Source organism: Salmonella sp. SAL4457 (assembly GCF_046548235.1).
GTDB lineage: Bacteria > Pseudomonadota > Gammaproteobacteria > Enterobacterales > Enterobacteriaceae > Salmonella > Salmonella enterica.
On record NZ_JBGDZO010000003.1, the window covers coordinates 460,658 to 479,534 of the forward strand.

Below are 18,877 nucleotides of genomic sequence, written 5' to 3' on the forward strand. Positions count from 1 at the left end.
CACTATCGGTAAAATAGCTGGTCCTGTGGGTTCCCGAAGGCGCAATGGAGGATATCAGTAATGAATACTCCTGCGCCTTCAGAAAATCTTTGAACAGGTGCAACCTGGCGCCATTTTTCAGTACACTGCAACGTTTCTGGTATGGGCTTAACTTCCGGCTGCCCAAAAACAGTCCCGTCCTGTTGTATGATCTCTAAATGTGAATGGCACGATTATGCGAGATACTTACAAGTGTCTGGTATGAAGATATACTGCGAACGCCGATGTAAACGGCGCGCGTAACATTTTAGAGCGGGACACGCCGTGCTTGCCTGTGGAAGGAGCGTGCAGTCAGGCAGCCCGTTGGAGCAGGAACCCACGCCCTTCAGGACGTGGAGGATGTCAATGCACAAGAATTGGGGAATCTTTAGCAGAATTTATTATCTCTACAGTAGCATCTCTCTTGTTCCCGTCATAAATAACCCAATGCCTCCAGAGCTGAAACCGCCTTCAGCATGAGCACTGGCTGCAAATAACACCAAATAAAATAATAATATAACAACTACCGAGACAAAAAACACCTCTCTAAAGTATTTAGAATTCATACAGTCAGCTCATTTAAATTTAACGTCACATGCAACCATGCATGCGTAAAACAAGAACCACACTCATATTAATAATGATTAGTAATGTGAGTGTGCGTATAACGAGATACAGATGTATATTCCTTAATGTAACGGAACATCATCAATGCAAATAGCAACCATCGATATATTAAACTAAAATAATACATCTAGTGCATATATAAACCATTCGTATGGTGGCTGTAATAAAATTGTTGATAAACGGTCATCCCCTAAACTTCCAGCCTCCCCACCGCACGAACAATGATGTTCTTTATATTTAATCGTAATAAAAAACAAAACAATAATTAAACAAAAAATAAATAAGATATTTTTGATTCAAATTTTCACTCCTTCTGTTATATACACCAAGTTTCATTTTTTTTATGATCCCGAAAGAAAAAACCGTCATATGACGATGGCCATTGCATTCCATACATGTAATCAACTTCGTTCTGGTACACGGCCCTCTGTTCTACATCATTTATATCCCCGACAAGAATCTTTTGGAACTTATGATAATGATAAACACTACTAATAAAATTAGGATCACGAGGCACTACGCAAGCCTGAAAAAAGAACCCAAGGTTTTTAATTTCACTGGAATAAGAATGTTTACCACAAAAATCAAACCAAACTTCCATACCATAATCTCTGCGACTCCTGATGTACTCGCTCAGAAATTTGTGGTTGTTATTAAAGTCAACAGAAACAGCAAATAACCCGACGCTATTTAATTTACTGATCCTTTCCATATGTATGAGCACAAATTCCCAGGGGATCCTGAGTATATATTTATTTAACCCATATTTATGGTTGAATAAATTAAATGACTTTTGTAACTCTTCAAAAAACATCAATGACTCAATTATGTGGTTTTCGCCTTCTTTCCAGAAGGGTTCAACGAAATAAATATCAGTAACATCATCTGTTTTAATGCGGTTTTTTGTTACATGCACGGGGTGATATTTAACCATGTGATATTCCGCTGTGTTATTCTGTGCCGCTTAATTTCACCACTGCTGATTAAAATCCTTGTTCAACAGCCGCAATCTGCCGTTGTTGTTCCGTAAGAAGGATAATAATGTATTAAATCAGTAAGTACACATCACACTTTCACACTGGCAGTTCGTTTGTTTCCTTTATTTGCTCAAGAACAAAGCTCGATGCAGATCCACTAATTGAAGAATTAGTTAATATTATTTTCTCATAAAAACTATAGTAATCGTTCATATCTGTAAATACTGTATGCATTAAATAATTAAATGATCCAGAAATTCGATAAAAGGCAATAACCTCAGGCATTGACTTTATTTTCTCAGAAATACTAGCGTATTGCTCCTCAGATATGTTAATCATAATAAAGACATTAAGTGAAAGACCTAGTTTTTCTTTATCCAATAAAGCGAACTGACCAATGATAACCCCCCTGTCTTTAAGTTTTTTTAAACGTTTGAAACATGGTGTGGGCGTAAGTCCCACTTTATATGCAAGTTGCCATAAAGTTTGTGCACAATCTTTTTGGATTTCTTTCAATAATTCTTTATCTTTATCATCTAAATACACAGTCATAGGAAAGCAGAACCTCACGCATTGATTTTCATAAGTAAATAGATTCTCTTTATTAAATAAAACAAGTATATAAAGAGAACTCTGATTTAAAAAACCATATAAGAAAGATATCAATAAAATAAATAATTACTGTCAGGGGGTTTGTGTTCCCATCAGCATTGTCACTGTCAGCGTTCCCTGATACTCACCAGAACGCTTCTCTCTGATGTTAAAGGGTTGTGTTGTCAGGGTAAGGGGCACTGGCACACAACGTACCGCCTGCCGTTGCCCGGGAAGTACCACCGGACGCGTTGCTGCTTTATCCACGTTATCCAGACTGAACTCCACGCCACGGGTGACAGGAATATTTCGTCCCCCATAATTCATACTGACCGCATAATCAATCGTATCAGCAGAATCGCTCTTCATAACCTGAAATCCCGTACCTGACTTATTGCTTCCTTCTATCTTCATCTGTAATGAACGGGCTTTCACACCTCCGTCATACAGACACATATCCAGATTAGCCCTGCCCGACATTTGTGAGGCATTCATCCGGTGAAGATTCAGGTCCACCCGGGGCGTTGCTGTACCAAATTGCGGAAAGTAAATAGCCGCATTTTCAGCAAAGTGGTCTGTTACATTCAGCGTGATATCCGACACTAAACTACCGATTGGAATATTCCACCATCGCAAAGATCGCATCTGCAGATGCGCAGTCCAGATGCCGGTAGTCGGGATTTTTTTCAACTCCTCACGCAGAATCCATGTTTTTATAATGACGTGATCCTCCATTGCTCTGTAGGTAACCGATCCTGCAAATCCCTCATCATGATTAGCAAACCTACCTGCCACGGTCAGGGTAATCGTCTCACCACTACCCTGCCGCGTAAACCGTAATGGCACGTTTTGGAAAGGTTGAACATACACACCGTCTGGAACCCTTGTCCGGCATTTTCCGAAAACATCATCGTTTTCAGACAGGCACATTAATGAAAAGTACCCTAGACCGAAATCCCTTTGGACTACCTTAATAGACCATATATCCTGTTGTTCAGGGAGTGCATTCAGGTCTATATTCCCAGAGACTGGCAGGTTCCATGAATAGTCGCTCTCCCTTTCAGCCTGAGCTGAAACAGGTAACCACAGTACCAGAAGATGAATTGCAACCATCCTTGCAGAGCGAACGTATTTTCGGATGAAATTAATAATTGCTGACCAATGGGCTGTCATACTCGTCCACTTCATTTTATTACTCATAGTTAACGCCTTTATCTCTACGTCAGGCTTCCTGAACGGAATGGCGCAGCAAACCTGCCACGTTCAGCAAACGGATGACCCGCGGCGATATTTGCAACGCCTGTGGCAGGGCATCCACGTCACTTAATTCACACCGCACATCACCCACTACCTGCATAACATCCCGACGTTTATGTACTGACATCGGACAACGCAGGATCCTGTTTTTTGACAGCAGCCACAGGCTGGATTCTTTATGCTCGCTCTGCAGGCTAAATCGCCCGGAAGGTCCCAACGACAAAAATGGATGGTTCAGTGGCTGTGCGTCCAGCAGCGGTCTGCCATCCTTGTCCAGTACGCGGCCAACGTACAGTCGGCTCATACTGGCGCTGATGTTGTGAACCAGCAGATGCCCGGGTGTCAGGAAGTAACACCTTCTTCCCCCTCCCGCTTTTACGCCTGCCATACCCTGTGAACTAACCCCTGCATCCTCAATGGTCACCTCCGTGGCGTTATAGCCTTCCATCAGCAACAGCGACTGCTGACCAAAACCGAGACTGAACGGCTGGCTGCTGCCACGAACGCTGACTACTTTCCCGCTACTGCCCTCGTCCCCCTCTGACTCCACGTTCACCGCCATGCCAGAGGCCGGTTCACCGTCCTGACCACCTCCCCAGAACAGTCCATTACGGGATAACGCCAGAGACGAGCTGTAGCCAGCGGTGAGTGAACTGGCGCTGCCCGCATTACGTTGATGGGAGTTACTGATAGTGGCGCTCAGTTCACCCATACGGCCGCTCATGCGTCCGCCGAGACTCCCGCTCCAGCTGTCGTCGTTATAACCGGAGAAACCCACCGACAGTTCACGATACAGATCCTGCTGCCAGGATCTCACATGGTTCACATTCCAGGACGTCTGTGTTTTTTGATTCCGGCTACTGTGAATATCGGTCCCGGCTGAGGTATACCCATTACTGCCAGTCATTGTCGGTGGTTGAGAGGCATATGACACACTGACACTCATAAACAAGCCATCATCATTCACTCCGTCATTTCGGGTTCGCCATACTCCCCCATGGGTATTAATATTCATGCCAGCCATATTAAGGCTGTACGTTGCACTAGCCTGAGCAGATTCGCGGTGAGAGGCAGGGATGTATGCCTGTCGCCAGAACACATTTTCTTTGTCACTGTTATCATCATATCCCCGGTAAACCGGCCGACCTTCTGTCCTGCTGGTACTGTATCCCAGTAGGGCATACCAGTTCCCCACCGGAACCGACAGGGAGGCGTTCATCGAAGTCTGGCAGGTCATACTGGCATGCACTGACTGTGGATGACGACCACTACAGGCATCACTTTCCGTATGGTTACGCCACAGACTCGCGGAAAATCCGTCGTTGTATGTCACCTGCTCAGTGTTACCGCTCGTGCTGTCTGTCCCATGCAGTATCCCGGCAGAAAGGTCCAGCGTGCCATCCAGCACTGCATGCTGTGAATTCAGTCGGGTTTCACTGTACCAGGCCTCATGTGCCAGAGAGATACCTTCGGTCAGACTGATATTTTTCCGCAGCCCAGTTTGGAATCCGGCAGCCATGACAGTCTCACCGTCATAATGGCTGGCTTTATCCCCGGTATCTTCCAGCCCGCCCTGAATAAACCACTGGGTCTGTGCACTGAAGCTATTGCCCCCCTTACTGAAGGGCTGGGTCTCCGTTCGCCGCAGAATCCCATCCTCATACACCCGCAACGCCAGAGGATAGCTTCCCGGTGGAAGAGAGTGAGTATCCAGGGTATGCATTCCCGGGGTCAGGAACTGACTCCCCAGCAACTCGCTGCCACGATAAATATCAATACGGGCATTTCGGGTAACCTGAACCATAACCGGAGTGGCATTCTGGTCCACCTCATGGTTAACATAAGCTTGGGTGGTCCCGGTTCGTAATCCATCAAACCGGCTCAGGGGAAGCAGACTGAACCCAAAATCCCCCCCCGTGGCGCTGGACAGATTCCGCTGATCCATCTGACCAGCCTGGAGATAATACTGATTGCCGAGATCCTGACGGACAAACAGATTGTCAAACCAGGTCTGACTGTTATTGTAATGTTCTGACTGATTCCAGATAGCCGCCCAGTTGCCTCCCAGATAACGACCGTTACCAAGCCCCAGGGCACCGCTACCATTCAGTGTCATATTACGACTGTGGAGATCATCACTCAGATACAGCGTCTGGCGGTGAATAAATGCGCTGACACCCTCCGGGGTCGGAGTCAGCCAGCGTTTATCACGTCGTTCTTCATCCGGCAACCAGTCCCGGTTAAGAAACAAAGATAACTGACCGTTGTTCTCATCAAAAATAACCGCAACATCCTCTTTATCTGTTGCCACGTAACCACACTCGCTGCTGTCTTTTGCTTCTGAGACACCACAGACCAGATTGCTGTTACGTAGCAACGGACGGCTGAGTGCAGCCAGCGCTTTTTGCCGTTCTGCGGCCGGCAACGCGGCAAGCCCACTGCTTTCAAGTACCATCAATGGGGACATGAACTGCACGGTGTCCGGTTTAACCACCACCGGAAATAATCCCAGTGAATGCCCTGGTAGCAACACTTCAATTTGCTCAGTCTGTCCTTCCAGCAGAGATTCAAATCCAGGAGGGGGAATAAGAGTTGCCTGGCTGGTAAAACTGCACAATCCCAGTAAATAATACATCCAGAAATAACGACTCACGTAAAGAGACCTGAATTGCAATGAATAATAAGATCAATACCGGATCCGGTTCAGGTACGAACGGTGACACCCCAAAACCGGATCAGATGAAGAGCTAATAACCGGTTATTAGCCGGCAGTGACAGCCTGTGAAATCACCAGACTGACCAATCCGCTGTATTCACCGGCAGGCAGGTTTTGTAAGGCTGCTCCAGCCTTCTGACCAATATCCAGGTTCAGCAGAGCTGAAGCATCGCCAGTTTTTCCGTCCGGGAACAGGGTTTTAGCTTCCAGTACAGAATTGGTGGTGGTCAGTGACCGTCCTCCCAGAGTCACTTCCATATCAATGGTTTTGGTGGGATCCAGGACGTTGATAAGTTGTGGAGCATTCAACAGTTTTACATTAACCGACTTGGTCTGATCGTTGCTGTAAAGGCGGGTCTGGAGTGATTTATGGACCAGGCCCTTACCCGGCATGAAATCCAGCTTCATAGTCGACGGGAGGGATGAACCATCGGCCTGCAGCAGTTCAAGTGTACTGTCAATATTGGCAGTGACGGTAATATCCTTCTGAACCGCAGAAACAGAAAAAGAATAAACGGTGGCCAATGCCACAGCTGCGGCAATAAAAGATGTTTTCATGTTCATAAAAAATAACCTTGCTTTGTTGTTTATTACAGTGATATATGTACACTCGGTATACATCCGCTCCCCCTGAGAATAAATGTAGGGTATAGCGTACGCTCCGTGTGTTTTTACTTTCCGGCTGCTGTTAAATCAGCAGAGATTACCGGTGAATTTGCACCCGTACGATATTCCACACGAAATGCATTACTTTTTATTCCGGCCGGAATATCAGCACTCCCGCCGGGATAAATACTTTTGCCTATATTCTGCCAGTGGCATGTGGTGTCGCAGTTGCCAGCCCGAATAAGAGAAAGCCGTGTGTTTCCCGTATTCAGCAGGTGGTGACCGTCCGTTACCAGCGCAGGCCTGGGGTCTGACGGAGAAACACGCAGCAACACCCCCCAGACAAGATTCACACTTACGGATGAATTTTGCTTTCCGCCTGCCTGTGGATCATCTTCCAGTTCAGGAACAGCCTCGAAGTATACCCGCCAGGCTTCCTCTCTTTCCGGTGCCTGAGTACTGATAACACGTATTGTTTTTTTTGTTCCCGGGGAAAGAGCAAATTTCTCCGGGGAGACAACAAGTCCTGTCTCTATATCATTCCCTGCTGGTACCTCCTTCTCCTGTGGCATACCAGGGTGTTCAATACGCATGATTCTTGTTCGAATATATTGCACATGATCTGATTTAGAATAGACGAACAGCGAGGTGGCCTCTTCGCGGCTACTATTAATTTCTGCCGCCATGGGATAAACGAGCATATTCGCCCTGGCATGACCACATGCAAACATAGCGACACAGAGAAACACCCCGGGAAGAGTATCTTTAAAATTCATACCAGATTTTACCGTATAAAAGTCATCTAAATTTTAGTATTAGCATAGACAGAAAGTTATCAGCATAAAGAAGCAAATTACGATTCAGTGTTAATACATTTTGTGTGGAGGGCATCATACGGAATAAAATTTTTCGCTCAATACCTCTGTTTTTTTCAGGAAAGAAAAAATTAGTAAATAAAAGTCCACGGATTTCATTCACCAAAAGCGAACGACAGATCTGTAAGAATCGCTGAACAATTAATAACGCAGCAGTAAAAATTTTGGAAATTCTTCATAAGAAAGTTGTTACTGTGTACCTGACTTACTCAGATAAATGGAACTGTATCCCCCCCCTTCAAAGCAACAAATACGTAACATAACAACGTAGGAGACAGAGAATCTAAAGAAAGCCCTCCAGGAGGGAGATACAATTCAGACTACAAAACCAAATAAACCTTAAACAAAGCCACAAATAGACTGATCATCATGAGGTTTTACAAAACCAGGTAAAAAAAAAGTAAGCAAAGTAATTAATTTAGAAAACTAAAGTTACAGTTAGATCAGATTTACTTGCTCAATATCTGTTAAAAATATGATATCAGCAAACAAAAACTTATATACATCATATGGTTACGCTTGATGTTTACACCTCTCCAGCAAAGTGTAATCAATATAATACACTATTTTTATATGAAATATTGGTTAAATATTCCATAAATAACAATATAAAACAGAACAATTCACCATGAAAATACAATTTACCTTTTAAAACATAATGTTATAAAAAAACACCATTCAAATTGATGCCAGTCCCTTACCTGTCAATGTTGTTTACGGTTCCTTTCCCCCTTTTGTGCGAGTAAGCAACATGAATATACAAGTCTTAACGACCAATGCCTCTGTCAGCCCAAAATAAGTCGACATTCCTGTGCATGGCGCTGCAGCAGGAATAGAACGGCAGACATCAGCGCGGAATGGAATCCCGGCTGAAACAGGCTCGTCTGCCATGAGTCAAAACGCTGGAGCAGTTCGACTTCAGCTTCCAGCCAGGCATCGATCGTAAGGTCGTCCGGGAGTTGGCCGGTCTGGCGTTCGTGGAGCGCTGCGAGAATGTGATCCTGCTGGGGCCCCCGGAGTGGAGAAAACCCACCTGGCCGCTGCCCCCGGTGTGAAAGCGGCAGATGTGGGCCATCGGGTGTTGTTCATGCCGCAGGACAGGTTGGTAGACGCTGATGAAAGCGAAGCTGGAAAACCGCCTGGAGCGCCAGCTACAACAACTGAGCTATGTGCGGGGGCTGATCCTGGACGAAATAGGTTACCTGCCAATGACCAGTGAGGAAGCCAGTCTGTTCTTCCGACTGCTGAACCGACGGTATGAAAAAGCGAGCATTATCCTGACGTCAAACAAAGGCTTCGCAGACTGGGGAGAGATGTTCGGTGATAACGTGCTGGCAACAGCGATCCTGGATCGGCTACTGCATCACTCAACCACACTGAATATCAAAGGAGAAAGTTACCAACTGAAGGAAAAACGCAAAGTCGGGGCGCTGACCAAAAGCGCAACGCCAATCAGTGAAGATGAAATGGCGGAAAGCGGACAGCAGAAGTGATCAAACAGCGGATATTAAAAATAGCGAAAAACGACCATAAATCCTGGCGTTGACATCCTCAAGATTTAATATCAGAAGCTTCCATGCCGCCGCATCCAGACTTCCAGTTGTCCCTGGTGGCTTCCGAAATACCGGCCTCCCGGTAGACATCTTTAACAGTCCGTCCGGATTCGACTGATCTAATCACAGCGATGATCTGGTGCGCAGTAATACGGGCTTTACGCACAGCGATCTCCTGCGTCGGCAGATTGATTATGTCGGATGATCTCTAAATGCGAATGGCTCGATTATGCGGGATACTTACAGTGCAACCTGGCGCCATTTTTCAGTACACTGCAACGTTTCTGGTATGGGCTTAACTTCCGGCTGCCCAAAAACAGCCCCGTCCTGTTTCCGGGTATTATCATTTCCGTCAGTCGGCATCATGTTTTGTATTGGGCATCGTCAAAAGACGACTGGCTGACCAGTCGCATATCTCGATGCCTCAATTCAGTCATCATCATGTGGGTTTAAGTCAGGAACGTGTCAAAACCATTCCAAACGGGTTAATCATCATTCAGAAAATCAATTTGTGGGCGATTATTCCATTTATCTTCAATAAAAGACAGAAAGCGTTGAAATAAAGGAGAATAATACTGACGATGACGCCATACAAGATAAATGGGGAGATCTGGAACCCTCCATTCAGGAAGTATAATTTCAAGTTCATTATTTTTTAAGTATTTGGTGGCAAGCCAGGCCGGAGTCATGAGGTTGATACCCTTTCCTTCTAAAACCAAATTAAGAACACTCAAAAGATTATTGGAAGATAAATGAACATTAACAGCGCCACTAATAGTGTATGATTCATCTTGACGGAAAAGAGTAAGAGGTCCGGAAAGACCATGATTGTGAAGACCCACAATAATGTGATTTTCCAAATCGCCAGGGTGTGAGATCCTGCCATATTTTCTGATATATTTCGGACTCGCACAAAGAACCAACTTTAAAGGGCTTATCTTTCGATACACGAGATCCTCACTTTCGATTATGCCACTTTTAAAAACCAGCTCATCAAACTCCAGGGATTTACTAAAAAAATCGCTACGCTCTCGTGAATCCAGGTAGATTTTTGTATCCGGATAGCTAGCTGTAAATTCCCATATCCACTTATTGGCAAGAAACTCACAGACAATAGCCGGAGCCGAAAATTTTATACTCCCTCTGATAATTTTATCCGGATTTCGCAATTCATCCAGCAAGGACTGAAAGGAAGATGTTATCCTTTTCATGCTTGCATAGGCTGTCTGACCAGCTCCAGTCAGTTCTAAGTGATGTGAATCGCGCCGAAGTAAAGTAACCTCAATAGAATTCTCAAGGCGACTAAGCGATTTACTGACAGCAGAAATGCTAATATCTAATTCCCGTGCAGCCCGGGAAAGATTCCCTACTTCCGCCACTTTAATAAATATCATCCAGTCTCGCATACCACGATTATTGATCAGTTCCATCATTATCTTCCGTTGATAAAAGAAATTCTTATATCAAATGAGCTATCAACGACTTACTGATACGTCATTGTGTGCCTCAATGTCCTTGATATCATCTTAATAAAAAATCTATTGGCTGCAAAATAGCATCTGAATCGATCATGATTTTGCATCCATCTCCGGTTACTAATTGAACCTGTTTACCACTCAGTGTAAATACCCTATCTCAGAAGCGATCGTCAAGGTTGTCGCCGAACCAGATCTCAATAATAAAGTGGTTCATTGTCATGCACCCGTTCTGCAAAGGCATTCTCCTTTTCTGTGACGCAGTCTGGAGCACATTAATTGCATCGTTCACCTAACAAAGTATCCCGTGGAAACAAGCAAAACATCGCCAGATTATTCTTACTTGCGTACCCCCCACCCGGCTCGATATTATTTGTGAAAGCGGAGGAAACAGAACAGACGGTTTAAATAAGACACTTACTCAAAACACAAACCTATGTGCAGGCTCCTCTCATTTCGTCACGTCGCTGATATCCAGCTTTACTGGCGCCAGGGGAAGATATCTGCGCAAGGCAATAATTCCGGCGCAACAACAACCACTCCCGCTGGGCCTCTGTACATTCAAAATCGCCCATGACCAAAAGCCAGCGGGTAGAAGCCCTGCGCCAGTGACCTGCTGCCTCCAGATTCTGCGCAACCGGGTCTATCACGGCCTCCGGTGTTATCTTATTTCTGCTCAAAATCAGCACCATCATTTGGGATATAGCCTACAACCCCTGCCCGCCGATGATGGGGGAGGATTCGGTATGCAGCACTTTCATCCTGGTCTCCGGCTCAGTCAGCTATCCGACGTGGCCCCTTATGCCGGGCCAGCAGCGAAGAAAATCCGGGCGTGGTGTGATAAAACAGACGACGTTTCAGCCAGCCCACATTCTTTCGCTCCTTTGTGTTGATACGACCAATACGCTGTGAACCGATGACTGGATTGTTCATACGCCTTTCTGTGGTATACAGGTATGTGAACCCCAGCTCTTCAGCCACATGAATATAGTCAGAACAATACCAGCCCTCAGGCCAGCACAGATGCTGACTGCAGTAACCCAGCATCTCCCTCATCCGCTTACGACTAAGAAGAATATCGACACGAAGCAAATCCGACGGATTACGGGACACAGGTTTCTGGTCCCAGCGTCGGTGGGTGTGCGTGTGCGAGTGAAACTCAACAAGGCCACTGAGGTGCATCTCCCGGACCTCTGACCAGCGCAGCATGACCTCATCAGCCCGGCCTTGTTTAACCAGCATCTGACACTCATCATGAGAGTACACCGGTTCGCCTGCAGGAATACGGACCGGTCCGTCACTGATCAAACTGGTCACAAGAAAGAGATGCGCATGCAGATTAAACTCCTGCAGCACCGGAAAAACCTGCAACCAGTTATCCAGCCAGCCGCCATCAAAGGTCAGCATGACGCTTTTACGAGGCAATCTTGCACCATGATAAAAAGCTTCCACCTCTGCAGCGGTAACGGTTTTCCAGCCAGATTCAGCCAGCCATTTCATCTGCGCCCGGAACGTACAGGGAGATAAGGTTATCTGTCCGGGTTTATCACTGACATGGTGATACATTAATACCGGTAAATGTCGTGCATAAGACATATGCTTTATTCCTTTATGTAAAAAATAAATTATTTTTACGCCTGAGGGGACAAGAAAAAGCCCCCTAAACATAAAATCTTAAATATCACATATGAATACCTGACAGATAAACAAACCTTATACCAGGGGCTTATAAAGCCCCGCTCACAAAAGAGTGAATCAAACAAACCCATAAAACAGAAAATAATAAAGGCATCAGTGTCCGTTAAATTATTTTACGAAACATAATATTCCTCTCCCTACAAAAAAAGATGAATTTCAGATTTTAAAATCAATCAGCAATTGATTTTTCTGCAATGAAGATTGCTAACCATATTTGCCTTGAGTAAATTTTCAATACATCCTCGAGCCTGATATACAGTATTCGCCTTATTCACTGATACAGGAAGTATGAGTGGAACGGATGTCTACGCCTCCTCGTGTGTCAATGCACAGGCCTTAAAATCCAGCGTCCAGGTATCCGCAGGCACTTCCTGATTGCCATCAACGACCACACTGAAACTGGCGTTATCTGCAGCGGTTCTTAAAATGGCGCCACGACCACTCACCGTATCTGGTTGCCACCCCTCACCCTCCAGGCGAACCTGAATGTGATGGCGAGGATCCTGTTGCCCGCTCAGCAGCAATACGGTAGGCGTGTTACCCGCCTTTTGCTCATCGCTCCATACCCGAAACCCGCTGTGACTGCCGTGATAAGTCACCCAGCCTTGCGCAAGCACCATCCCATCTGGCACGTGCCCAGCCCGAAAGTAAGTCCCTACACGTAGCGTTGTCTGAAGTTTTTCTGCGGCGTTCGCTATCGGCATCAAGCTACTGGCAGCGACCAGTAAGGTTACGCTATAGATAACCGTTTTCACTCGCTGTATTTTCATCCACATTATTCTCTCCTTCAGAATCGGCTATCTGCAGAGACCGCTCATTTGATACAAGCCCGCGATTCCCTTGTGGGCAGGTAGCTGGTAGTTAACCCGACATTGCTGTGCTCCCCATTTCACCGTCAGTTCGCCCTTATCCGCCAGACCAGTGAGATAAACCTGGCTATCAGTATCCACCAGAGCAGCACTGCCATCCTGCCCATTGACTGTAACCTGCGCCCCGAAAGGAATGGCGCTACCATCTTCCCGTTTCAGCGTCATCAGTGCCCTGGCCCCGATGCGAGTGTGAAACTTCGCTTCCACCACCGCCCCTTCGGTTGGCACCACGCGCACATCGGTTTGTGTGACCTCTGCGTCATCCGGTAGTCGCGACGGATCGAGGCTGACTGTATTCTCCTGATAGACGTTCAGGTTGCCCACTGTGGTGTCGCCACGAAAATCCGTCTTAACGCCAGGCCAGCCGCCAACTGGCACCCCCGAGGCCCCTGGCGCTTCAACCAGCGCCACTGAGCCTTGCAAAGGTTGCCCCAGCGTCACACCATGATGGTGGATAACTATACCTCCCGCGATATTGACTCCCATCTGGCGCATCGCCCGGCTGTAGCTATAGTCACCACCTAACAGGCCGTAATCCCCATTCCATGCCAAGTGCAATGCGCTGTTATTACCACCACCTGGCGGGGCATCGGCACGGTAACTCTGACGCACCTCCCAATCCAGTTGCTGACTGAATGCCTCTCCGTTGACCCCCACTTGTTGCGTCTGACCACCGTGTGATGGTGAAGTCATCTGCCAACTAGCACTTACATTATTCCCCGTCCAGCGGCTTAATGGCATACTGAACCACAGGCTGGTTATGTTCTCTTTACGGTGCGCGCCATTGCGCCACAGCGTTCTGTTTTGATTCCAGTTCAATGACAGCGAGCCCCCTCCGATAGAGGTTCCCCAACTCAGTCCGTAGCTGTCATCATGACCGGGGCGATTACGCCAGTCGGTACGGGAACCGGTTAAACTCAGATTGCCCAAATGCCTCCCCCATGACTGACTCAACATCAGGGTAGTACGCGAGCTCGGCTGCAAATTTTCCCGCCACGACCATAGACGGTTGCCATCATGTCGATAACTGTCGAGCACATCGGATAGGGTGTTATAGCCCTGCGAGGCATACTGCCATCTCGTCAGAAAAAAATTTGTCCCCGTCGCAGTCAGCTGGTTGCTGTAACGCAGTCGCCAGGAGGCTCCTTGCTGTACCGCCTCCCCCTGACGCTGACTGTGTGTGTCGCTTCCATCGACAGATAAACTCCCCCACCGCCCGAGAGATCCCCCCAAACCAAGCAATGCAGCTTGATAGTGCGTTGCACTCTGTATACCGCCGTATGCAGTGAGATTCCACGGCAGACCATACATCAACGTAGCCTGCGCGATCTGCGCCTTATCCGTTGCAGAGTCTGACGATCGGTATCGGCCCGCCAACAGGCTGTACTTCAAATATCCCTGGTGCAGTGCTATCGCCGGGGTCTGATACGGCACCACAAACATTTGTGTACTGCCATCGGCCTCCCACACGGTGACATGCAGATCACCACTACTGTCTGTTACCGACAGATCCCGCAGTGCAAACGGTCCGGGCGCCACGGTGGTGTTGTAAATGGTGTAACCATTCTGTTTGACCTCCACCCGAGCCTGCGTGCGGGCAATCCCACGCACTACCGGAGCAAACTGCCGCTCACTGTAGGGCACCATGTTGTCATCCGATGCCAACATCACACCGGTAAATGGCACACTATCAAATATCTCCCCCTGCGAAGTCTTTTGCCCCAGAGTCAGACGACTTTTTAGTGAGTACAGTCCACGCTCAGCATAGGTATATGCTGCCTGCCACTTCCCCGACAGTTGACCACTCCGCTGCCAGCTGGTCGCATTGCGGACACGCCACGCACCTATATTGATTCCCGGTTGCAGTTGTACCCAGGAAGAGTTGTCACGCCTCTCCATATCCATTTTGTAATCCGTCTGCGTTGTCCTCGCACTGTAGTTCATCAGAAACGCCGGAATACCATCATCCCAGAGATCTTCAGGAGCGATCCCCTTAAATTCCGGACGCAACGCCACCTGAGGAATACTCAGTTGCAGTTGCTGATTATTGATATCCAGTACCGCTTTAGCCTGTGGAATGGCGGTCAGATCCGCACACTCATCTGGGGTCTTTGCTGCTTTCCACAACTGAGGGTAATCTTCCGTTTTTACGCCGTAGCGTGAAAGCTGACTGACCGTCAAACAAGGAGCCAGAAAAGGCGTTCCTTGCCCATCCTTTTCCAATTTGAACACCACATCACGGGTGTCGACACGTTTACCATTCACCATCACGTCCACTCGATAAGTCCCTGGCTGTTGTACCCCCTGGTTAAAGAGCGACATATCAACCCCTTTCGCTGCATCGCCCAACATTGATGCATCGAATGTGTAAGCGTGCGCATTTGCGCAATGAACCACTCCCGCGATGAACAGTAGCAAGGCAGGTTGTTTGAACTTCATTTTCTGCCGCTAAATCCTTGAATTTATTTAAAAACGTAGTGGAACGGATGACTTTCACCACCTAAGTCTGTAATAATTTTCCATTCGACATCACCACGAGTGCCCCCTGGCATATTTAGTGTTTTGTCAGCAAAGGGGGGGACATACTCAAGCCCTGTAATGGGCTTTCCCCCTACTGTGACAGAGGCTAAATTCATGTAAAACGGGGTGGGGTTCTCTACCTTAAGTTTGTTGCCCGTCTCCACCCATCTTAAATTTCCTGCAACATCTTCCGGCGTCCCCTTCACGGCATCCGGGCGGAAAATCAGCTTGTCACAGGTGCTGATGGACAAATTGAGGTCAAGGGTCGCGCCCTTAGCCTGTGTATCCGACGGTTCATTTTCTGGTGGTACCGCCTTTATACAGACCCACTGTAAAGTCTCACGATCCGTTGGCATGTCACCACCAGTACGGATAATACGCAGTTGACTCTGCTGGTTCGCTTCTAAACGAAATAGAGGCGGCATCACCATAAAGGGGGCTGGCGAATTTTTGTCTTCTGCTTTGACTGAAGACTGAACCAAAATAGGGTAATCCTGCGGGTTGCTCACCGAGAGCGTCGCGCCGGGTGTACCAGCGTGATAAATCACACGTGTAGCTCCCAGCTTCACGCTGAATGATTTAGTGGCTGAATTTAATTGCTGCCTGGCGGCATATACTGAAACCATAGAATTAGAGGCGAACAAAGCTACCGCCATTAAAACAAAATTAATTGTTTTCATATCAAAAATTGTAAAAGAAAAATGAAAAATTTGATGTGTATTACGCCTTAAACAAGGCGCAATACACTAATAGTTATTTACTATTAAGGCTGATATCCCACTACGTCTACAGTCAGTGGGTACGTATCAGGTGAGATATCCTGACCCGCTATTACAACAATATCAACTGGGACATTGGTATCAAAGGTGGTCCATTCTCTCCCATTCCACATTAGCGGGACATGAGATTTGGCTACATCATTACTTGAAAAGCCCACAACGATTGGGTTGCCACCATTTTTACCAGTTATTTTCCATGTACTGCCAGCATTGTTCATTAGCGAGCCAGAAATCCCCCTGACCCCGAATTCTTTAATAGAAGTAGAATCAACTGTAAGCTTCGCAATATCCATATCATTATCATTCTTCCCAGCCATTAAGCCTGGCATCTGGTCAAGCGATATGGTTAAATGTTCGGGAGCGGCAAAGCTAACATTCACTGATTTCTGTTGCTCTGTGTTCGGCACAACTGAAGCATAACAACTAGCAGCCATCATGCTCAACGCACTTGCGATAATCAATTTTTTCATGCTTTTCATTTGAATAACCACCTTTTTTAAACCAAATTAAAATAATCCAGCACATCCAGAATACATAACGCCATACCAAATCTTACCGTATGGAAAAATCCGTGGCTGGTAATAACAGCTTGTACTTATTGGTATTTGTTACCAATTCAAATAAGTAATGTTATAAAAATCTATATATCAGAGCACCTCTTAATCTGAAAAAAATTGCGTTATTGCCAATATAAACAGTGTTGATGTTAACATCGTGTTGTCAGGGTGGAATAGAATACTAGTCAAAAAGCAATTATACCTTCCATTTACATTCAAGTGATAACATTACAATGACACCCACCACACTGGGTGTGGGAAACTTATCTTCGAAGAGAGGATAATTATCAGGCATCGTTGCAACATTGTTTATATTTAAACATACGTCTCCTAACTCGACGGTAAGATTATTAGTTAACTTTTCCTCGCAGGGAAGATCTTTAATGGAAAATCTTGTTTTCCGAAACGGAAAAGCAATTATAGCGCTCCAATGAGAGTCTCAACACTAAGAGCTGACTGACACAGGCCAGACTGATTATACAGGCATGAAAAAGCTCTCCCCTTCCTTTCAGTTCTTGCTGGATTATGCAAACGTCGCACCACCTCCCCGTGAACATGGCACATTAATTTGAAGCAGCTCTCATCCGGTATCGCTTTTCAGTGCAGCGAAATTCATCGCAGGTGCCCCCGTAAATAGACCCGTTTTAGTTCCATGCATTTTTAAGATTCCGGCCAGATAACGTTATTGGCGGTATTCCTTGGGTATCATATTGTTCCGCGATTCATGTGGACGTTCGCAGTTATATTCTGATAACCCTTTATCCGTAATTTCCCGCACCTCATTCAGCGTTCTGAACAGATAAGAATTGAGTATTTCTGTACGGTATGTCCGGTTAAAACGCTCGATGAAAACGTTTTTCTTCGGCTTACCCGGCTGGATAAACGCCAGCTTTACTGCATGTTTCTTTGCTCATTCAGCCAGTGCCAGCGAGATAAATTCCGGTCCCTTATCCATACGCAGCATGGCCGGATAACCGCGGTTGCTGTAATCCTGTCGAGTACACGGACCACTCGCAGAGCTGGCAGATTCAGATCGATTTCAATCGACAACGCTTCACGATTACAGTCATCAACAACATTGAACGTGCGAAAACGACGCCCACAGACCAGCTCTGGTTCAGCGCTTCCGGCGTGACCAGTGGCGAGGGATTGCGTACCGGCAGCCGTTGTTTACCCTTACGGCGAAAATTCAGCTTGAGCAGACAGTAAATACGGTGGAGCCTTTTGTGATTCCACGCGTATCCCTGCCGCCGTATCCAGACTTCCAGTTGTCCCTGGTGGCTTCAGAAATACCGGCCTCCCGGTAGACATCTTTAACAGTCCGTCCGGATTCGACTGATCTAATCACAGCGATGATCTGGTGCGCAGTAAAACGGGCTTTACGCACAGCGATCTCCTGCGTTGGCAGATTGATTATGTCGGATGATCTCTAAATGTGAATGGCTCGATTATGCGGGATACTTACATATTCACGCGTTGAGAGACTTTCAGTTCGTTTGTACGGTGAATGGATGCCGCAGGCGGGGTTTATTAACGGGATGCCCGTCAAGGTGCGGGTAATGAGGGATTGCATCGTGATTACGCCGCAGCATACCCACGGACTCTTTGGCTGTATTGAAGGGATGGGCGTGACTTTTATTAATCAAAAGAAGGTGAAAGCGTGGCTAAAAACCTTTCCGGAGGCGCTGAACGATACCGGGGATATTCCGGTGATTAAACGTAAAAGAACGGAACAGGAGTTAATGAGTAATTGATAATA

At 46.6% G+C, this 18,877-nt stretch carries 15 protein-coding genes and 6 pseudogenes; 3 read left to right on the forward strand and 18 right to left on the reverse strand.

Annotation, left to right across the window (positions count from 1 at the left end; genetic code table 11):
• Positions 1-2: 2 nt before the first annotated feature.
• Positions 3-191 (reverse strand): hypothetical protein, encoded by a 189-nt coding sequence (locus tag ACLJNW_RS13340; RefSeq protein ID WP_031607265.1) that lies wholly within the window; start codon positions 189-191, stop codon positions 3-5.
• 56 nt (positions 192-247) lie between these two features.
• Between ACLJNW_RS13340 and ACLJNW_RS13345 the strand changes: the two are divergent.
• Positions 248-360 (forward strand): annotated as a pseudogene (locus tag ACLJNW_RS13345) (hypothetical protein); the annotation flags it as partial.
• 601 nt (positions 361-961) lie between these two features.
• Here ACLJNW_RS13345 and tioA read toward each other — a convergent pair.
• The 6 genes from tioA to tcfA all read right to left on the reverse strand — a co-directional run bounded on the left by tioA (position 962) and on the right by tcfA (position 7,568).
• Positions 962-1,579, reverse strand: a complete 618-nt coding sequence (gene tioA / locus ACLJNW_RS13350) for a protein TioA (protein ID WP_000241747.1) — start codon at positions 1,577-1,579, stop codon at positions 962-964.
• 139 nt (positions 1,580-1,718) lie between these two features.
• Positions 1,719-2,174 carry an Lrp/AsnC family transcriptional regulator TinR gene (gene tinR, locus ACLJNW_RS13355; protein ID WP_000219490.1) on the reverse strand — a complete coding sequence of 152 codons (456 nt, stop codon included), beginning with the start codon at positions 2,172-2,174 and terminating at the stop codon, positions 1,719-1,721.
• Between the two features lie 132 nt (positions 2,175-2,306).
• Positions 2,307-3,413, reverse strand: coding sequence for a CfaE/CblD family pilus tip adhesin (locus ACLJNW_RS13360; protein WP_000066475.1), 1,107 nt, complete (start codon positions 3,411-3,413; stop codon positions 2,307-2,309).
• 22 nt (positions 3,414-3,435) lie between these two features.
• The gene (gene tcfC / locus ACLJNW_RS13365) at positions 3,436-6,123 is read right to left on the reverse strand and encodes a fimbrial outer membrane usher protein TcfC (RefSeq protein WP_000092515.1); all 2,688 of its coding nucleotides are present in this window, start codon (positions 6,121-6,123) and stop codon (positions 3,436-3,438) included.
• A 108-nt stretch (positions 6,124-6,231) separates the two neighbouring features.
• Positions 6,232-6,807 carry a fimbrial protein TcfB gene (tcfB, locus tag ACLJNW_RS13370; RefSeq protein ID WP_000287810.1) on the reverse strand — a complete coding sequence of 192 codons (576 nt, stop codon included), beginning with the start codon at positions 6,805-6,807 and terminating at the stop codon, positions 6,232-6,234.
• A 50-nt stretch (positions 6,808-6,857) separates the two neighbouring features.
• A complete protein-coding gene (gene tcfA, locus ACLJNW_RS13375; protein ID WP_001009503.1) occupies positions 6,858-7,568 on the reverse strand; it encodes a fimbrial chaperone TcfA in 711 nt (236 codons plus the stop codon).
• 1,034 nt (positions 7,569-8,602) lie between these two features.
• Between tcfA and ACLJNW_RS13380 the strand changes: the two are divergent.
• A pseudogene (locus ACLJNW_RS13380) lies at positions 8,603-9,160 on the forward strand (ATP-binding protein).
• A gap of 64 nt (positions 9,161-9,224) precedes the next feature.
• Here the strand turns inward: ACLJNW_RS13380 and ACLJNW_RS13385 are convergent.
• From ACLJNW_RS13385 to ACLJNW_RS13435, 11 genes and pseudogenes are all read right to left on the reverse strand, one after another.
• Positions 9,225-9,386 (reverse strand): annotated as a pseudogene (locus ACLJNW_RS13385) (transposase); the annotation flags it as partial.
• Positions 9,387-9,466: 80 nt separating this feature from the next.
• Positions 9,467-9,586: pseudogene (locus tag ACLJNW_RS13390) on the reverse strand (hypothetical protein); the annotation flags it as partial.
• 119 nt (positions 9,587-9,705) lie between these two features.
• Entirely contained in the window at positions 9,706-10,653 is a 948-nt protein-coding gene (locus ACLJNW_RS13395) for a LysR family transcriptional regulator (protein ID WP_000970302.1), read from the reverse strand.
• A 496-nt stretch (positions 10,654-11,149) separates the two neighbouring features.
• Positions 11,150-11,387, reverse strand: a pseudogene (locus ACLJNW_RS13400) (PerC family transcriptional regulator); the annotation flags it as partial.
• 82 nt (positions 11,388-11,469) lie between these two features.
• Entirely contained in the window at positions 11,470-12,291 is an 822-nt protein-coding gene (locus ACLJNW_RS13405; protein WP_000119375.1) for a polysaccharide deacetylase family protein, read from the reverse strand.
• A 407-nt stretch (positions 12,292-12,698) separates the two neighbouring features.
• Positions 12,699-13,169: an AfaD family invasin gene (gene afaD, locus ACLJNW_RS13410; RefSeq protein WP_000266949.1), complete on the reverse strand. Its 471-nt coding sequence runs from the start codon at positions 13,167-13,169 to the stop codon at positions 12,699-12,701.
• Positions 13,170-13,190: 21 nt separating this feature from the next.
• A complete protein-coding gene (locus tag ACLJNW_RS13415; RefSeq protein ID WP_000669625.1) occupies positions 13,191-15,701 on the reverse strand; it encodes a fimbrial biogenesis outer membrane usher protein in 2,511 nt (836 codons plus the stop codon).
• 23 nt (positions 15,702-15,724) lie between these two features.
• Positions 15,725-16,462, reverse strand: coding sequence for a pili assembly chaperone SafB (gene safB, locus ACLJNW_RS13420; RefSeq protein WP_024135809.1), 738 nt, complete (start codon positions 16,460-16,462; stop codon positions 15,725-15,727).
• An 83-nt stretch (positions 16,463-16,545) separates the two neighbouring features.
• Positions 16,546-17,040 carry a Saf-pilin pilus formation protein SafA gene (locus ACLJNW_RS13425; protein ID WP_000839695.1) on the reverse strand — a complete coding sequence of 165 codons (495 nt, stop codon included), beginning with the start codon at positions 17,038-17,040 and terminating at the stop codon, positions 16,546-16,548.
• Between the two features lie 760 nt (positions 17,041-17,800).
• Positions 17,801-18,374: pseudogene (locus tag ACLJNW_RS13430) on the reverse strand (integrase core domain-containing protein); the annotation flags it as partial.
• Positions 18,308-18,505 carry a transposase gene (locus ACLJNW_RS13435; protein ID WP_001224041.1) on the reverse strand — a complete coding sequence of 66 codons (198 nt, stop codon included), beginning with the start codon at positions 18,503-18,505 and terminating at the stop codon, positions 18,308-18,310. The pseudogene ACLJNW_RS13430 and the gene ACLJNW_RS13435, both read right to left, overlap by 67 nt.
• A gap of 52 nt (positions 18,506-18,557) precedes the next feature.
• Between ACLJNW_RS13435 and ACLJNW_RS13440 the strand changes: the two genes are divergently transcribed.
• Complete coding sequence (locus tag ACLJNW_RS13440) at positions 18,558-18,872, forward strand: SymE family type I addiction module toxin (RefSeq protein WP_011233128.1); 315 nt, start codon at positions 18,558-18,560, stop codon at positions 18,870-18,872.
• The last annotated feature ends 5 nt before the right edge of the window (positions 18,873-18,877 follow it).

What these genes read in the sequence shown, in the direction of transcription:
- tioA (WP_000241747.1), bottom strand. Translation starts at nt 1,579, where the DNA reads ATGGTTAAATATCACCCCGTGCATGTAACAAAAAACCGCATTAAAACA.
- tinR (WP_000219490.1), bottom strand. Translation starts at nt 2,174, where the DNA reads ATGACTGTGTATTTAGATGATAAAGATAAAGAATTATTGAAAGAAATC.
- ACLJNW_RS13360 (WP_000066475.1), bottom strand. Translation starts at nt 3,413, where the DNA reads ATGAGTAATAAAATGAAGTGGACGAGTATGACAGCCCATTGGTCAGCA.
- tcfB (WP_000287810.1), bottom strand. Translation starts at nt 6,807, where the DNA reads ATGTATACCGAGTGTACATATATCACTGTAATAAACAACAAAGCAAGG.
- tcfA (WP_001009503.1), bottom strand. Translation starts at nt 7,568, where the DNA reads ATGAATTTTAAAGATACTCTTCCCGGGGTGTTTCTCTGTGTCGCTATG.
- ACLJNW_RS13395 (WP_000970302.1), bottom strand. Translation starts at nt 10,653, where the DNA reads ATGATGGAACTGATCAATAATCGTGGTATGCGAGACTGGATGATATTT.
- ACLJNW_RS13405 (WP_000119375.1), bottom strand. Translation starts at nt 12,291, where the DNA reads ATGTCTTATGCACGACATTTACCGGTATTAATGTATCACCATGTCAGT.
- afaD (WP_000266949.1), bottom strand. Translation starts at nt 13,169, where the DNA reads ATGTGGATGAAAATACAGCGAGTGAAAACGGTTATCTATAGCGTAACC.
- ACLJNW_RS13415 (WP_000669625.1), bottom strand. Translation starts at nt 15,701, where the DNA reads ATGAAGTTCAAACAACCTGCCTTGCTACTGTTCATCGCGGGAGTGGTT.
- safB (WP_024135809.1), bottom strand. Translation starts at nt 16,462, where the DNA reads ATGAAAACAATTAATTTTGTTTTAATGGCGGTAGCTTTGTTCGCCTCT.
- ACLJNW_RS13425 (WP_000839695.1), bottom strand. Translation starts at nt 17,040, where the DNA reads ATGAAAAGCATGAAAAAATTGATTATCGCAAGTGCGTTGAGCATGATG.
- ACLJNW_RS13440 (WP_011233128.1), top strand. Translation starts at nt 18,558, where the DNA reads ATGGCTCGATTATGCGGGATACTTACATATTCACGCGTTGAGAGACTT.